This window comes from Bathymodiolus thermophilus thioautotrophic gill symbiont (genome assembly GCF_003711265.1).
Classification (GTDB): domain Bacteria; phylum Pseudomonadota; class Gammaproteobacteria; order PS1; family Pseudothioglobaceae; genus Thiodubiliella.
This window is the reverse complement of record NZ_CP024634.1, coordinates 2,647,557-2,660,567: the sequence shown is the minus strand read 5'-3', so window position 1 is coordinate 2,660,567 and position 13,011 is coordinate 2,647,557. Positions and strand designations below refer to the sequence as shown.

Below are 13,011 nucleotides of genomic sequence, written 5' to 3'. Positions count from 1 at the left end.
CCAAATCGGTGATTTCATTAAACCTTGTCCTAGCAAAGTTAAGACTGGGTTTAAAAAATTGCCAAGTGGGCGAATAGTGGATTTTGATGATTATTTATATTATATGCAAAGGCCTAAAATTTAAGATTAACTTGGTAGTTAAAATGCTCAAGGTGTTTCTTATTACTTTATACGCTAACCCAAAAATAGAAAATGCAAATACTGATTATTTCAATTATTTTATTTAACCTTAAAAGCCAATCTAATGGCGTAAAGCCTTATTGGTTTTTATTGGTCAGGCGTATTCTTGCTCAAGTTTTGGCGTATTTTGACACACAAGTATTGCATTTTTTAGGCGTTCACTTAATTAAGCGCATTATTGCTACCTTAAGTTTGCGGATTTTCTCTGTGTTAAGAAGTGAAAAAACGAGGGGAAGGTGTTATGCTTGATTTGACAGTTGGCACTTTGTTGGTTGTATTTGCCTATTGTATGGGAAGTTTTGCAACTGGCTATCATTTGATTTGGTGGAAAATGCAACAAGATGTTCGTAACCACGGTAGTGGTGGCATAGGGGCAACAAATGTGGGTCGTTTAATGGGCAAACCTGGTTTTGCCATAACGCTGCTTGGCGATTGTTTAAAAGCGGTGTTGGCGTTGTCAATTGCTCGGATGTTAAACCAAAGTGATACGATTATCTCCCTTATGGTTATTGCGGTTATTGCTGGACATATATGGCCATTTTATCTAAACTTTCATGGCGGCAAAGGTATTGCAACAGCGTTGGGTGCATTTTTAATGGTTGATATCTATGTTGTTGTCTTTATAGCGCTTGTGAGTGGGTTGTTGTTTTTAATAACACGGCGATTTACTTTGTCTTGGATACTGAGCGTTATTTTATTATTGCTAATAATCATTATCCGAGATTTTCAATCTCCACCTATTACTTACGCCATCGTTATTTCTAGTATACTGGTCGTTTATGCACATAGAAATAATATACAAAAAGACTTAACTTTATTATGAATAATAATCCATTAATTTTTAAAGTAGCCTCTGAAGCATGGGAATTTGACGCCATACATCGGCTGAATTATCAAACTTTTGTTGAGGAAATTCCACAACATGATATCAATCAAGAAGAAAAATTGATTGATAAATTCCATGAACACAACGCCTATATTGTTTGTTTGCAAGGTCAAGATTTATTAGGAATGCTGTCCGTGAATGACAATCGTCCATTTTCTTTGGACAATAAGTTAAAGAATATTGATGAGCATTTGCCTAGTTTTCGGTCGATTTGTGAGATTAGACTGTTAAGCATTGTGTCTAAAAATCGGCATGGCGATGTTTTGTCTGGCATTTTTGAAAAGTTGTTTGAATTTGTTATAAATCAAGGTTATGATTTAATGGTTATCTCTGGCATTACCAAGCAGGCAAGACTTTATCGACATGTTGGATTTCAAGCATTTGGTGATCTTGTTGGTGCGCAAGATGTGCAATTTCAACCTATGTATATTACACTTGACCGTGCAATTGATTTTAAGAAAAAACTAAAATCTCTGAATCAAAATCAAACAATTTTCAATTACTTGCCGGGCCCTGTTTCTATTAGTAAAAACATTATGGCAGCCTATTCAAAAACACCAATCTCGCACAGAGGGGGTGATTTTATGAATGATTTTTCCCGTTTGCAAGATACCTTGTGCCAGCGTTTAAACACAAAGCAAGCGTATATTACCACTGGAAGCGGAACATTTGCCAATGATATTATTGCAGCACAACTGTCAAAAATATCGGGCAAAGGGATTGTTTTGGTGAGTGGAGAGTTTGGCAGGCGTATAGAAGACCATGCAAGGCGGGCTAATTTAGATTATGAAGTTTTTGTTGTGGAGGATGGCTTGGCATTTACACAAGACTTTCTCAAGCAAATTAATAATGACAATGGTGAATTTCGCTGGTTGTGGATGGTGCATTGCGAAACCTCAACAGGCGTATTAAATGATTTAAATTCAATACGAGAATGGTGTCAACAGCAACAAGTTTTATTGTGTTTGGATGCCATTAGCACAATCGGCTCATGCACTGTTGATTTGACAGATGTTTATCTTGCCTCGGCAACGAGTGGCAAAGGGGTAGGCTCCTTGCCTGGATTGGCACTTATTTTTAGCAGTGGATTGGTGAGTGAAGTTAATTGCTTGTTGCCTCGTTGCTTTGATTTGTCTGACTATATATATGCACAAGGTGTGCCATATACCATTTCTTCCAATGCGGTTTATGGGTTAATTATTGCCTTAAAAAAGGATTGGGACGCTCAATTTAGCCAAGTTGAAAAATGGTCACATGATTTTCGTGTGAAAATAGAAAAAACTGGACTTAAAGTATTGGCACATGAAAACTATCGTGCACCACATATTACCACCATTGTTTTGCCAGAAGGCGTATCGTCCTCAAAATTAGGACAAAAAATGCTTAATTTAGGTATTTTGGTTAGTTACAACAGTAATTATTTATTAGAAAATAATTGGATGCAAGTTTGCTTTATGGGTGATTGCCAACAAGTAACAGAAGATGCCATAAAGTATTTAGAATACGCCGTTATGTCCGATGTCGTTTCTAAGAAATAGTAACGAAAAGGAAATTCTAAAAAAAATCAACGCACCTTTAACCTTTCGATAAAAACCCTATCCTGCGTTCTCGATTTTGCCAAAAAATGCCTAAAAGGCACAGTATTTAAGCCTCAAGTTAATCGTCCAGTGCCTCAATCTCAAGTAGCATTTTATTAATATGCCTGCCAAATTGACCATCAAATCCATGCCATTCTTGATAGGCTGTTAGTTTTTTAAGCGCAGTGGGCTTAATTTCATAGTCGGCTAAATCTTCTTTATAGCCTTTTTCAACTTCATCTTGAATAATCAATAAATAATCTAAAAATGGTTTAACAGCATGGTCTGCATCGCCCGTTGGCCCATGTCCCGGTACATAATGTGCAAGTTTTAAATTAATCGCATATTCTAAGGCTTTGATATTGCCGTGCATATCAGAGGTATTGTCAAATCTGCCCTGTCTGTGGACAAAACCATTGTCACCAAGAAACAAAGTTTTGCTTTGCAGATGCTCAACCATTAAATCGGTATTGGTGTGCGCCACGCCTGTAATATCGTGGTGCATCCTGAAAGTTTCACCCCCTACCTTGATAATTTGTAAGTGCGTGGTAGTATTGGTGGGAAAAGTGGCAATAGTGCCATCAGATGCACCCTTGGTTAAATCACTCATCAGTGCTATCCAGCGCTCACCTTCACTCTCTTTGGCTTGTTTAATCATATTTTTGTGAGCATAAATTTTGATGGCTGGATATTGCTCAACAATGGCTTGGTTGCCCAGCCAGTGGTCGCCGTGAACATGGGTGTTAAATACTGCAACAATGGGTTTGTCGGTAATGGCCTTAACTTTATCAAGCACCATCTTTCCCACTTGGTAACTGCTCCCAGGGTCAATAATAATAGCACCGTTTTTGCCAACGATAAGCCCCGGATTGTTCATAAATCCTTTGTTTTCTGGGTTAGGCTCATCCAATGAGCCGTGCATGACGAAAACATTCTTGGCAATTTTTTCAAATTTATAGGCTTCTGAATTGGAGAATAAATAAATACCAACAGCGATTACCAATAATATCAATAGACCTTTTTTCATAATACTCTCCCCGAATTAAATTATGAAATATGATACACCATGAGACCTTTGCATAAATATGAATAATCATCAAGAATCCTCGTTTCACCCACTTGGTAATTTTTTAAACCCAGCCTTAGCCCTACTAGGGCAAGGTTTAAGAAAATTACCAAGTGGGCAAAAATTGAATTTTGCTAATCATCCATATTTATGCAAAGGTCTCACCATATTTATTCTATTTATTTTTTTACTATATAATATATGAAAAACCGTATATACGAATAAACGAATAAATAAAATATGAATGATTTTTTTAATGTTTTGTCTGATGAAACTAGACTTAGGTGTTTGGTGCTTATTTATAAGTATAAAGAGTTGTGTGTTTGTGAATTAGAGTATGCGCTTAATCTTGGACAATCTAAAACTTCACGCCATCTAAGCATCCTAAAACTTAATGGCTTGATTTGTAAACGCCGTTGCGGCAAATGGGTTTTGTATTCTATCCACCCAAATTTGACGGATTTTCAAGCGACAATTATTAAACTTGTAACAATAGAAGCGTGCAAACAAACCTTATGTAAGCAAGATTTACAAAGATTAACAGAAATGGAAAATAGACCAAATACAGAGCAAAATAATGTTTGAAATTTTAGCCAATTATTTAGTATTTGGCTTAATGGGCATGGATGCCAAAACCAAACTTGGCGAAAGTATGCATTTTTTTGTAATGGACATTAGCAAGATATTTTTTATGCTGGTTATCGTTATTTATATTATGGGGTTATTCCGCTCGTTTGTTTCACCTGAAAAAGTGCGTCATTATGTGCGTGGAAAATCCAAATTTATCGCTAGAATTCTTGCTATTTTCTTAGGTGCACTCACACCATTTTGTTCATGCTCATCTGTGCCGTTATTCATTGGCTTTGTTGAGGCAGGCATTCCACTTGGCGTTACCTTTTCATTTTTAATTGCCAGCCCTATGATTAATGAAATTGCTGTGATGATGTTATTGGGGATTGTAGGCTGGGAAATTACTGCTATGTATGTTGGTGCTGGCTTGCTAGTTGCTTTTTTTGGTGGCATTATTATTGAAAAATTTAAACCTGAAAGATGGGTTGAGGACTATGTTTGGGATATTCAAATGGGGGAAATGCCCACTCTCAAGCAAGACAATAGTTTTAAAGTCAGAAATCGTTATGCAATAGGCGAGGTAAAGGAAATTGTAGGGAGAATTTGGAAATGGGTGATTTTAGGCGTTGGCTTGGGCGCTTGGTTCCATGGCTTTTTTCCAGAAACTTGGGTGCAAAGTCTGGGTCAGTCCAACAATCTTTTGGCTGTTCCAATGGCAGTTTTAGTTGGCGTACCTTTATACTCAAATGCAGTAGGCGTAATTCCGTTGGCTGAAGCAATGTTACTTAAAGGAGTGGCAGTTGGCACAACTTTGGTTTTTATGATGAGTATTGCGGCAATTTCTTTGCCAGAATTATTGATTTTAAGAAAGGTGATCAAATGGCAAGCGCTTATACTTTTTACCACGATTATTGCCATTGCAATTACCCTTATTGGCGTTGTGTTTAATGTTATTTTATAAAAAAAAGGAGAAGTAAATGATTGAAGTTAAAGTACTGGGTGTTGGGTGTGCAAATTGCAAGGCAACACAAAAATTAATTGAAAAGGTAGCCAGCGATAACGCCATTTCAATTAATTTAAAGAAAATTGAAGATACAGCAGAAATTATGTCTTATGGAATTATGTCCACCCCTGGTGTTATCGTAGATGGAAAAATCGCACACGCAGGTGGTATTCCTGACAAAGTAACAGTCCTATCATGGTTTAAGTCGCAATGTTGCCCAACGGATAATGATTGTTGTTAATTATCCATATTTATGTAAAGACCTTTAAATGCTTTATAATAGATATATGCAAAAAAAACCTAAAGTATCTAATATTAAAAATATTGCCACGACAAAATTTTTCAACATTCAAAGTATGGATGTTGCCTTTTCCAATGGCGAAAAACGCCAATATGAACGGCTAAAACCTTCTGAAAACGGTGCGGTGCTGGTAGTGCCTATGTTAAATGATGACACTGTGCTGATGATTTATGAATATTCTGGCGGCACAGATAGATATGAATTGGCACTCACGAAAGGAAAAATTGACGATGGCGAAACGCCACTTGAAGCCGCCAATAGAGAATTAATTGAGGAAATTGGTTATGGTGCCAACAAACTCACTTTTATCAAAGAAATAACCATTGCCCCCGGTTATCAATCTAGTGTGACGCACATCGTGCTGGCACAGGATTTGTATAAAGACAGTGCAGAAGGTGATGAACCAGAGCCGTTAGAGGTGGTTGAGCATCAATTGTCTAACTTAGAAAAATTGGTTTATCACGAAGATTTAACCGAAGCCAGAAGTATTGCAGCGTTGTATATGGCAAGGGAGATTGTTAAAAATCAACATTCCTGAAGCATTTATTCTATACACGCCAAACACGCCATTTCCACAGGTTGAATTAGCACTAGAGGAGCCAAATGGCTTGATTGCCATTGGTGGCGATTTATCCCCTAATCGGCTTATTAGCGCGTATCAACAAGGTATTTTTCCTTGGTATAGTGAAAACGATCCAGTGCTTTGGTATTGTCCAAATCCACGAATGGTGATTACGCCTGAGACGCTACATATTTCTAAAAGTTTAAGAAAAACACTACGAACCAATCAATTCACCCTCAAAACCAACAGCAATTTCGAACGCGTCATTCATCACTGTAAAAGCATCAAGCGTAAAGGACAAGACAGCACTTGGATTGATAAAGCGATGGTACAAGCCTATACCGAATTGCACGCACAAGGTGTGGTGCAATCGGTGGAAGTCTATCAAAATACGGAACTGGTCGGCGGATTGTATGGCGTGCGTATGGGCAAGGTGTTTTTTGGTGAATCCATGTTTTCTCTAGTAAGCAACGCCTCAAAAATAGCCTTTGTGCATTTGGTACAAAATATGGGTTATGAATTGGTTGATTGTCAGGTGCAAAACCCACACCTACAAAGCCTAGGCGCATTCAATCTGCCACGAGATGCGTTCATTCAACGATTAGACGAATTGCTGTTAAAATAAGCACTAAATTAACAGAAGATTAACATGAAAATAATCATTAAATTAACAGCATTAATCGTTGTCATCGGCCTTTCTGCTTGTGGCAGAATGGGCGAATTGGAACAGGTCAAACCTGCCCCATTAACCACACTAAATGCCACACAAACGGATTCTACATTATGAGCTTTTCTTATCAAAACAACACCCTGCACGCCGACTCTGTTGCCATTCCAGAGTTAGTCGATACTTACGGATCACCACTGTATGTCTATTCTCGCACCGATATTGAAAACAACTGGCGTGAATTTGACCAAGCCTTTGGCACGCATCCACACTTAGTGTGTTATGCAGTCAAAGCAAATTCTAATTTGGCAGTGCTGAATGTATTGGCAAAAATCGGCGCAGGCTTTGACATCGTCTCCATTGGCGAATTAGAACGCGTACTTGCCGCAGGCGGCACAGCAAATAAATGCGTTTTTTCAGGCGTAGCAAAAACCGCAATAGAAATCGAACGAGCACTCGAAGTAGGCGTGCGTTGCTTTAATGTAGAATCCGCCTCCGAACTTAATAGAATAGAATCCGTCGCCCGCTCCGTCGGCAAACAAGCCCCAATTTCCATCCGTGTCAATCCCAATGTTGACGCCAAAACCCACCCCTACATCTCCACAGGACTAAAAGAAAACAAATTCGGCGTTGACATGAGCGAAGCACTTGATTTATACCAACACATCCAACATTCCGAACACCTAACAGTACAAGGACTAGACTGCCACATCGGCTCACAAATCACCGATGTTTCCCCATTCTTAGATGCCCTAGATAAAGTATTAACCCTACTCGACCAATTAAACACACACAACATCAACATTCAACACCTAGACCTAGGCGGCGGCGTTGGCATCAATTACGAAGGCGAAGAAACCATCAATATCCAAGCCTACATTGACGCCATCATCAGCAAAGTAGGGCAAACCGAAATCATCCTAGAACCCGGCAGAGCCATTGTCGGCAATGCCGGTATTTTTATCACCAAAGTTGAATTTCTAAAGCAAAACTCCACCCACGCATTCGCCATTGTCAATGGCGCCATGAACGACCTCCTACGCCCCAGTTTCTACAACGCCTACCACCAAGTCCTACCCATCAACAAAACCCCCGCCGGCACCCAAGCCAACTGGAACCTAGTCGGCCCCATCTGCGAAACCGGCGATTTCCTCGCCAAAAACCGAGATTTATCCCTATCCGAAGGCGACTATTTAGCACTAATGTCCACCGGCGCCTACGGCTTCACCATGAGCTCCAACTACAACAGCCGCCCCCGAGTCGCCGAAGTCATAGTCTCAAACACCAACCACCAGTTAATACGCAAGCGTGAGACTGTGCAGGATTTGTTTGCTAATGAATATTTGTATGAAATTTAACGACTTAGATTTATCAAACTGGAAAGAACTGGAAGTAAATACCGACAGTTTATGGATTATCAATCAACGAGATAAATCAGGTAAGCATAAAAATATTTATCACGGTAATTTTATTCCTCAAATACCAAACCAACTTATTCAAAGATACACTAAACAAAATGAAATTGTTTTTGAGCCATTTATGGGTAGTGGCACTGCACTTTTTGAATGTGAAACATTAGGCAGAAAGTATATTGGTGTTGATATAAATCCAGAAATGATAAATTATGTTAACGAGAAAATGCAAGGCTCAAGTGCTGATTTTAAAATCAGGGAATGCAGTGCTTTAGATGCTAAAAACATGGATAAAGTTATTGATAAAAAAGTGCAGTTTGTCTTAATGCATCCGCCTTATATGGATATTGTTAAGTTTACCAATAAAAAAGAGGATTTATCTGCTTGCGACAATATCCATGAATTTATCAAACAATTTAAAATAGTTTGTGAAAACAGTTTAAAGCATTTGGAAAAAAATCGCTATTTTGCCATTGTTATTGGTGATGTTTATAAAAATAGTGAAGTTTTGCCGTTGGGTTTTTATTGTATGGACATGATAAAGCGTCATTTTAAAGTTAAATTAAAAGGTACAATTATCAAAAATATTGAAGGTAATCGTGGAAAATTAGGTACAGGTGGTATTTGGCGATATCGCGCTTTGAGTAGTGATTATTATATTTTTAAGCATGAGTATATTTTTGTTTTTAAGAAGGAGTTTTGATTGTGAATAAAATAGAAATAGAGGAAGAAATAACCAAGTTAAGAAGTGATTTAAAGTCAGATAGGCTAGATATGTCATTCGGTGAAATTATGAATATATATCAAGAAAAAGATCTAATCATTTCTCCAGAGTACCAAAGGGCATTTAGGTGGCAAGACGAACAAAAGACGAGGTTCATAGAGTCGCTGTTACTGGGCATTCCAATTCCCCCAATATTTGTAGCAGAAGATGAAGAGGGTAAGTGGGAGCTTGTTGATGGTTTACAAAGAATATCCACTATTTTTTCTTTTTTTGGAATTTTGAGAGATGATAGTAAGAATAATTTCAAGTTAGGAAAATCGTCTTTAATAAAAGACTTGTTAAATGGTTTAGGTAATCAAGAAATACCAGCAAAGTTATCGTTATCTATAAAGAGATCGGTTTGCAGGGTAGAGATATTGAGGTGGGATAGCGGTTTTGACATGCGATATGAATTATTTAATCGTTTAAATACAGGTGGAAGCCCATTAAGCGAGCAAGAAATTAGAAATTGTGTTTTTAGAGGGAATTTCAATAAATTAATAAATAGGTTGTCAGAAAAATTAGATCCTCTTGTCAAAGGAAGTGAAAAGAAAAAAGAAAAAATGGCTTTAGAGGAACTTGTGTTAAGATATTTTGCTATTGTTACCCAATACAATAGTTGGGAGATTAATTCCAACATACAACTTTACTTAACCGATTTTATGAGAAATGAAACGGAAAAAGAATCATTTGATTACGAGGTGGAGGAAAGTAAATTCATTGACATTGTTACTTTTCTTTCTCAAGTAGAAACCCCATTTAAAGGGAAACAGCAATTTTCTGCCAGTACTTATGATACAGTTATGTATTTAGCATATATTTATAACGAAAATAATTCTACAGATGTTGGTGCTTTTCAAAAAAAGATTAACAGGATTTTGAGTAATGAATCTTATAAAGAAGCTTCAGGACATGGAACAAGTAACACAAGAAGGTTTGTAAAAAAGTTGACGATAGCTAAAGAATTATTTAATGAATAAAGTTTTTGATGAAATACAAGAAGATATTGATTGGCGACTTGAGGAGTTGGGTAATATTAAGGACATATTGACAGCTTTAGATGAAAAGCAACGAACGATATTTCTTAAGAATATGATTCCAGCAATTTACGCCCATTGGGAAGGGTTTGTTGCAAACTCTATAAAAGTTGTTTTTAATTATTTAAATAATTTGAATTTGACTGATAAAGATTATTGCAGTACTTACTTAACGGTTGCCTATGAAGATACTTTAAGTAGTTTGGATGGCTCTAGTGGCTTTGATAGAAGAAAAAGGCATTTAGTTAATTTGTATGGAAAATTCAATAAAAATATAAAATTACCTGAGAAATTAAATTTGAAATCTAATTTAAATTTTAAAACTTTAGAGGAAGTTTGTCAGAAAACTAAGTTAGAAATAGAAAATTTTGACCAATATAAAAGAACTTTAAATAAATTGCTTAGTATAAGAAACTCAATTGCACATGGGGAAAATTCATATGTATTTGAAGATTTTAAAAAAATTGAGGAATATATTGGTTTTTTAGAAAATATAATGTCAACTTTTAAAGAAGAGATTCAAGATTTGTTACAAAATAAAAAATACAGAAGGGGGTAACAGCATGAATGAAAATCCATTTAAAGAAAATACAACTTCACATCATGATTGGGAAGTTCTAAAAGATTTAAATTGGCATTGTACTAAATGCGAATTACAGTCAGGGCAAGCAAAAACTTGGCAGATTTGGAGACAAGAGAAGGGTATTCAACTAGATAAAGATGAAAGTAAGTGGTATAAAACGAAACTTTGCCCAACTTGTGGTTACAATACAGTTCATAGAAAATTAAAATCTTTAAAGATTTTGGATGAAACCAAAAGTCGTGCAGGCATTTCATTATATTTGGCTAGAAAAATAAAAATGTTGTTTGATAATGAAGAGGCATTTTTACTTAGAAAGATATCCTCCAATCAATTAGAGATTGATCATAAATTTCCTCAAACAAGGTGGGCTAGCGATGAAAAGGCAAATAGTTCAACTATGTCGGCAAATGAAATTAAAGAACGGTTTATTTTGCTTAATAGGAGTAATAATTTACTTAAATCAAGATTTTGTGAAAAATGCGTTAAGACGGGTGAGCGAGGATCTTTTCCTGGTATTTATTTTTGGCATCAAGGTAATAAAAAGTGGCAAGGGAAAGATAAACATGATGAAAATGGTTGTGTTGGTTGTTTTTGGTACGATCCTTACAAGTGGCGTGAAGAGTTGAATAAGATAGTTAATAAATAATTATTAATTAGTTAATAAAATAGTTGTATTTTGTTTTAATAAAGGAGTATACTTTGCAGTTAGATAAATTTAAGATAAAGGAACTTATGGCGAAGCAGGGCATTAGTACGCAAAGTGAACTAGCACAAATGCTGGGTATTTCTAAAAATCAGTTATCTAATATTTTATCTGAGCGGTTTAATCCAATAAAAAGTAATGTTAATGAATTGGCAGAATTTTTTGGGGTTAGTCCTTTGAAGATTATTAAACAAGGAAATAAAAATGCAAAATAAAATTATAACATTAACTGAAAATGACAATATATTTGACTATCTTGGCGATGAAATTACTACGGTTATATCAGTGTTAGAGTCTATTTATCTTAATACTGATGACTATGGATTATCGCCTAAAAACAAAGCCATTATTCTTGGTTTAGATAAAATTCATTATTATAATGATGATTTGTTTAATCTATTCACGAATGAAGTATTAACCAAAGAGGATATTTTAGAAAAATACTACATTAAGGTTTTTAATTACGATTTAACAAATAAATTTGAACCACCAAAAATATTGCTATCTTTAACTATTATGGAAGTTTTTAAACACAATTTAAAAAAATCAGCATGAACTATATCGGCTCAAAAAATAAACTGTCTAGTTTTTTAAAAAAATCTATTCACGGTGTGGTTGGCAAGGATTTAAAAGATAAAACTTTCTGTGATATTTTTGCAGGAACAGGGGCGGTGGCACGGAGTTTCAAGACTCAAGTAAAAGGTGTAATCAGTAATGATTTAGAGTTTTATGCTTTTGTATTAAATAAAAATTATATTGAAAACCATAAAGAAATTAAAGGCGCTGAAAATTATATCAATATACTTAATAAGTTACTCCCAAAGGAAGGCTTTATTTATAAAAATTATTGTTTGGGTGGTGGCACGGGGAGACAATATTTTAGTGATGAAAATGGATTAAAAATTGATACAATTAGGTTGAAAATTAAACAGTGGAAGGATAAACGGGAGATAGGCGATGATTTATATTATTTTTTATTAGCCTCGCTTTTAGAGAGTGCTGATAAAGTTGCTAACACGGCATCAGTTTATGGGGCTTATTTAAAGCACCTTAAAAAATCAGCGCAAAAATCGTTAATTTTAAAGCCCGCAATGTTTGAATTAAATGACAATGACCATCAAGTTTTTAATGAAGATGGCAATACATTGATTAAAAAAATTGAAGGTGATATTTTATATCTTGATCCGCCTTATAATCAAAGGCAATACGGGGCAAATTATCATTTATTAAATACGATTGCCAAGTATGATGATTTTATTCCAAAGGGAAAAACTGGGTTGAGGGAGTATAATCGCTCACAGTATTGTAAAAAATCAGAAGTGGCCGAGAGTTTTGAAAATTTAATTAAAGATGCACAGTTTAAACATATATTTTTGAGTTACAACAATGAAGGGTTAATGAGTAGCAAAGTAATAAAAAATATTATGCAAAAATATGGCAAGTATGATTTAACCACAACAGAATATCAGAGATTCAAAGCGGACAGCAATCGATTTAATAAAACAAATAAAACCACTGAATATTTACATATTTTGGAGAAACAGTGAAACTGGATGATTACGAATTAGAATTATTGGGTTTGGTTAATAAAGCCGATAAATCCAAGTGGGAAAATAATAACAAACAAGCCGTTCTTGAGGTGCAAATGATGGCAAAATCATTTGAATAGGGTTTGACCTATTGGGCGTTTCTTATTTGCCA

At 35.7% G+C, this 13,011-nt stretch carries 20 protein-coding genes; 19 read left to right on the top strand and 1 reads right to left on the bottom strand.

Annotation, left to right across the window (positions count from 1 at the left end):
* Positions 1 to 192 precede the first annotated feature (192 nt).
* The 3 genes from MS2017_RS11560 to MS2017_RS09960 are packed head-to-tail and all read left to right on the top strand — an operon-like array spanning position 193 to position 2,604.
* A complete protein-coding gene (locus tag MS2017_RS11560; RefSeq protein WP_164707702.1) occupies positions 193 to 429 on the top strand; it encodes a hypothetical protein in 237 nt (78 codons plus the stop codon).
* Positions 422 to 1,003, top strand: a complete 582-nt coding sequence (locus MS2017_RS09965; protein ID WP_071565190.1) for a glycerol-3-phosphate acyltransferase — start codon at positions 422 to 424, stop codon at positions 1,001 to 1,003. The genes MS2017_RS11560 and MS2017_RS09965 overlap by 8 nt, the downstream gene beginning before the upstream one ends.
* Complete coding sequence (locus MS2017_RS09960; protein WP_122952075.1) at positions 1,000 to 2,604, top strand: aminotransferase class V-fold PLP-dependent enzyme; 1,605 nt, start codon at positions 1,000 to 1,002, stop codon at positions 2,602 to 2,604. The genes MS2017_RS09965 and MS2017_RS09960 overlap by 4 nt, the downstream gene beginning before the upstream one ends.
* A gap of 118 nt (positions 2,605 to 2,722) precedes the next feature.
* Here MS2017_RS09960 and MS2017_RS09955 read toward each other — a convergent pair whose 3' ends face one another.
* On the bottom strand, positions 2,723 to 3,670 hold the full coding sequence (locus tag MS2017_RS09955) for an MBL fold metallo-hydrolase (protein ID WP_122952074.1): 948 nt from the start codon (positions 3,668 to 3,670) through the stop codon (positions 2,723 to 2,725).
* Positions 3,671 to 3,728: 58 nt separating this feature from the next.
* Here MS2017_RS09955 and MS2017_RS09950 point away from each other — a divergent pair, with 58 nt between their 5' ends.
* The 16 genes from MS2017_RS09950 to MS2017_RS11840 are packed head-to-tail and all read left to right on the top strand — an operon-like array spanning position 3,729 to position 12,979.
* Complete coding sequence (locus MS2017_RS09950) at positions 3,729 to 3,914, top strand: hypothetical protein (RefSeq protein ID WP_122952073.1); 186 nt, start codon at positions 3,729 to 3,731, stop codon at positions 3,912 to 3,914.
* Positions 3,915 to 3,949: 35 nt separating this feature from the next.
* Positions 3,950 to 4,294 carry an ArsR/SmtB family transcription factor gene (locus MS2017_RS09945; protein ID WP_122952072.1) on the top strand — a complete coding sequence of 115 codons (345 nt, stop codon included), beginning with the start codon at positions 3,950 to 3,952 and terminating at the stop codon, positions 4,292 to 4,294.
* Positions 4,287 to 5,240: a permease gene (locus MS2017_RS09940; protein ID WP_122952071.1), complete on the top strand. Its 954-nt coding sequence runs from the start codon at positions 4,287 to 4,289 to the stop codon at positions 5,238 to 5,240. Before MS2017_RS09945 ends, MS2017_RS09940 begins: the two co-directional genes overlap by 8 nt.
* A gap of 16 nt (positions 5,241 to 5,256) precedes the next feature.
* Entirely contained in the window at positions 5,257 to 5,523 is a 267-nt protein-coding gene (locus MS2017_RS09935) for a thioredoxin family protein (protein WP_071564600.1), read from the top strand.
* A 46-nt stretch (positions 5,524 to 5,569) separates the two neighbouring features.
* Positions 5,570 to 6,121, top strand: coding sequence for an ADP compounds hydrolase NudE (gene nudE, locus MS2017_RS09930; RefSeq protein WP_122952262.1), 552 nt, complete (start codon positions 5,570 to 5,572; stop codon positions 6,119 to 6,121).
* Positions 6,099 to 6,770, top strand: a complete 672-nt coding sequence (aat, locus tag MS2017_RS09925; RefSeq protein WP_237732506.1) for a leucyl/phenylalanyl-tRNA--protein transferase — start codon at positions 6,099 to 6,101, stop codon at positions 6,768 to 6,770. Before nudE ends, aat begins: the two co-directional genes overlap by 23 nt.
* A 24-nt stretch (positions 6,771 to 6,794) precedes the next feature.
* Positions 6,795 to 6,932, top strand: coding sequence for a hypothetical protein (locus tag MS2017_RS11555; RefSeq protein ID WP_158009347.1), 138 nt, complete (start codon positions 6,795 to 6,797; stop codon positions 6,930 to 6,932).
* Positions 6,929 to 8,170 carry a diaminopimelate decarboxylase gene (lysA, locus tag MS2017_RS09920; protein ID WP_122952070.1) on the top strand — a complete coding sequence of 414 codons (1,242 nt, stop codon included), beginning with the start codon at positions 6,929 to 6,931 and terminating at the stop codon, positions 8,168 to 8,170. Before MS2017_RS11555 ends, lysA begins: the two co-directional genes overlap by 4 nt.
* Complete coding sequence (locus MS2017_RS09915) at positions 8,160 to 8,927, top strand: class I SAM-dependent methyltransferase (protein ID WP_122952069.1); 768 nt, start codon at positions 8,160 to 8,162, stop codon at positions 8,925 to 8,927. Before lysA ends, MS2017_RS09915 begins: the two co-directional genes overlap by 11 nt.
* A gap of 2 nt (positions 8,928 to 8,929) precedes the next feature.
* Positions 8,930 to 9,967 (top strand): DUF262 domain-containing protein, encoded by a 1,038-nt coding sequence (locus MS2017_RS09910; RefSeq protein ID WP_122952068.1) that lies wholly within the window; start codon positions 8,930 to 8,932, stop codon positions 9,965 to 9,967.
* Positions 9,960 to 10,583: an MAE_28990/MAE_18760 family HEPN-like nuclease gene (locus tag MS2017_RS09905; protein ID WP_122952067.1), complete on the top strand. Its 624-nt coding sequence runs from the start codon at positions 9,960 to 9,962 to the stop codon at positions 10,581 to 10,583. Before MS2017_RS09910 ends, MS2017_RS09905 begins: the two co-directional genes overlap by 8 nt.
* Positions 10,584 to 10,587: 4 nt before the next feature.
* Positions 10,588 to 11,253, top strand: coding sequence for a hypothetical protein (locus tag MS2017_RS09900; protein WP_122952066.1), 666 nt, complete (start codon positions 10,588 to 10,590; stop codon positions 11,251 to 11,253).
* 53 nt (positions 11,254 to 11,306) lie between these two features.
* On the top strand, positions 11,307 to 11,525 hold the full coding sequence (locus tag MS2017_RS09895; RefSeq protein WP_122952065.1) for a helix-turn-helix domain-containing protein: 219 nt from the start codon (positions 11,307 to 11,309) through the stop codon (positions 11,523 to 11,525).
* Positions 11,515 to 11,865, top strand: a complete 351-nt coding sequence (locus MS2017_RS09890; protein ID WP_122952064.1) for a hypothetical protein — start codon at positions 11,515 to 11,517, stop codon at positions 11,863 to 11,865. Before MS2017_RS09895 ends, MS2017_RS09890 begins: the two co-directional genes overlap by 11 nt.
* Positions 11,862 to 12,857, top strand: coding sequence for a DNA adenine methylase (locus MS2017_RS09885; protein WP_122952063.1), 996 nt, complete (start codon positions 11,862 to 11,864; stop codon positions 12,855 to 12,857). Before MS2017_RS09890 ends, MS2017_RS09885 begins: the two co-directional genes overlap by 4 nt.
* Positions 12,854 to 12,979, top strand: a complete 126-nt coding sequence (locus MS2017_RS11840; protein WP_277424487.1) for a hypothetical protein — start codon at positions 12,854 to 12,856, stop codon at positions 12,977 to 12,979. Before MS2017_RS09885 ends, MS2017_RS11840 begins: the two co-directional genes overlap by 4 nt.
* Positions 12,980 to 13,011: the final 32 nt, after the last annotated feature.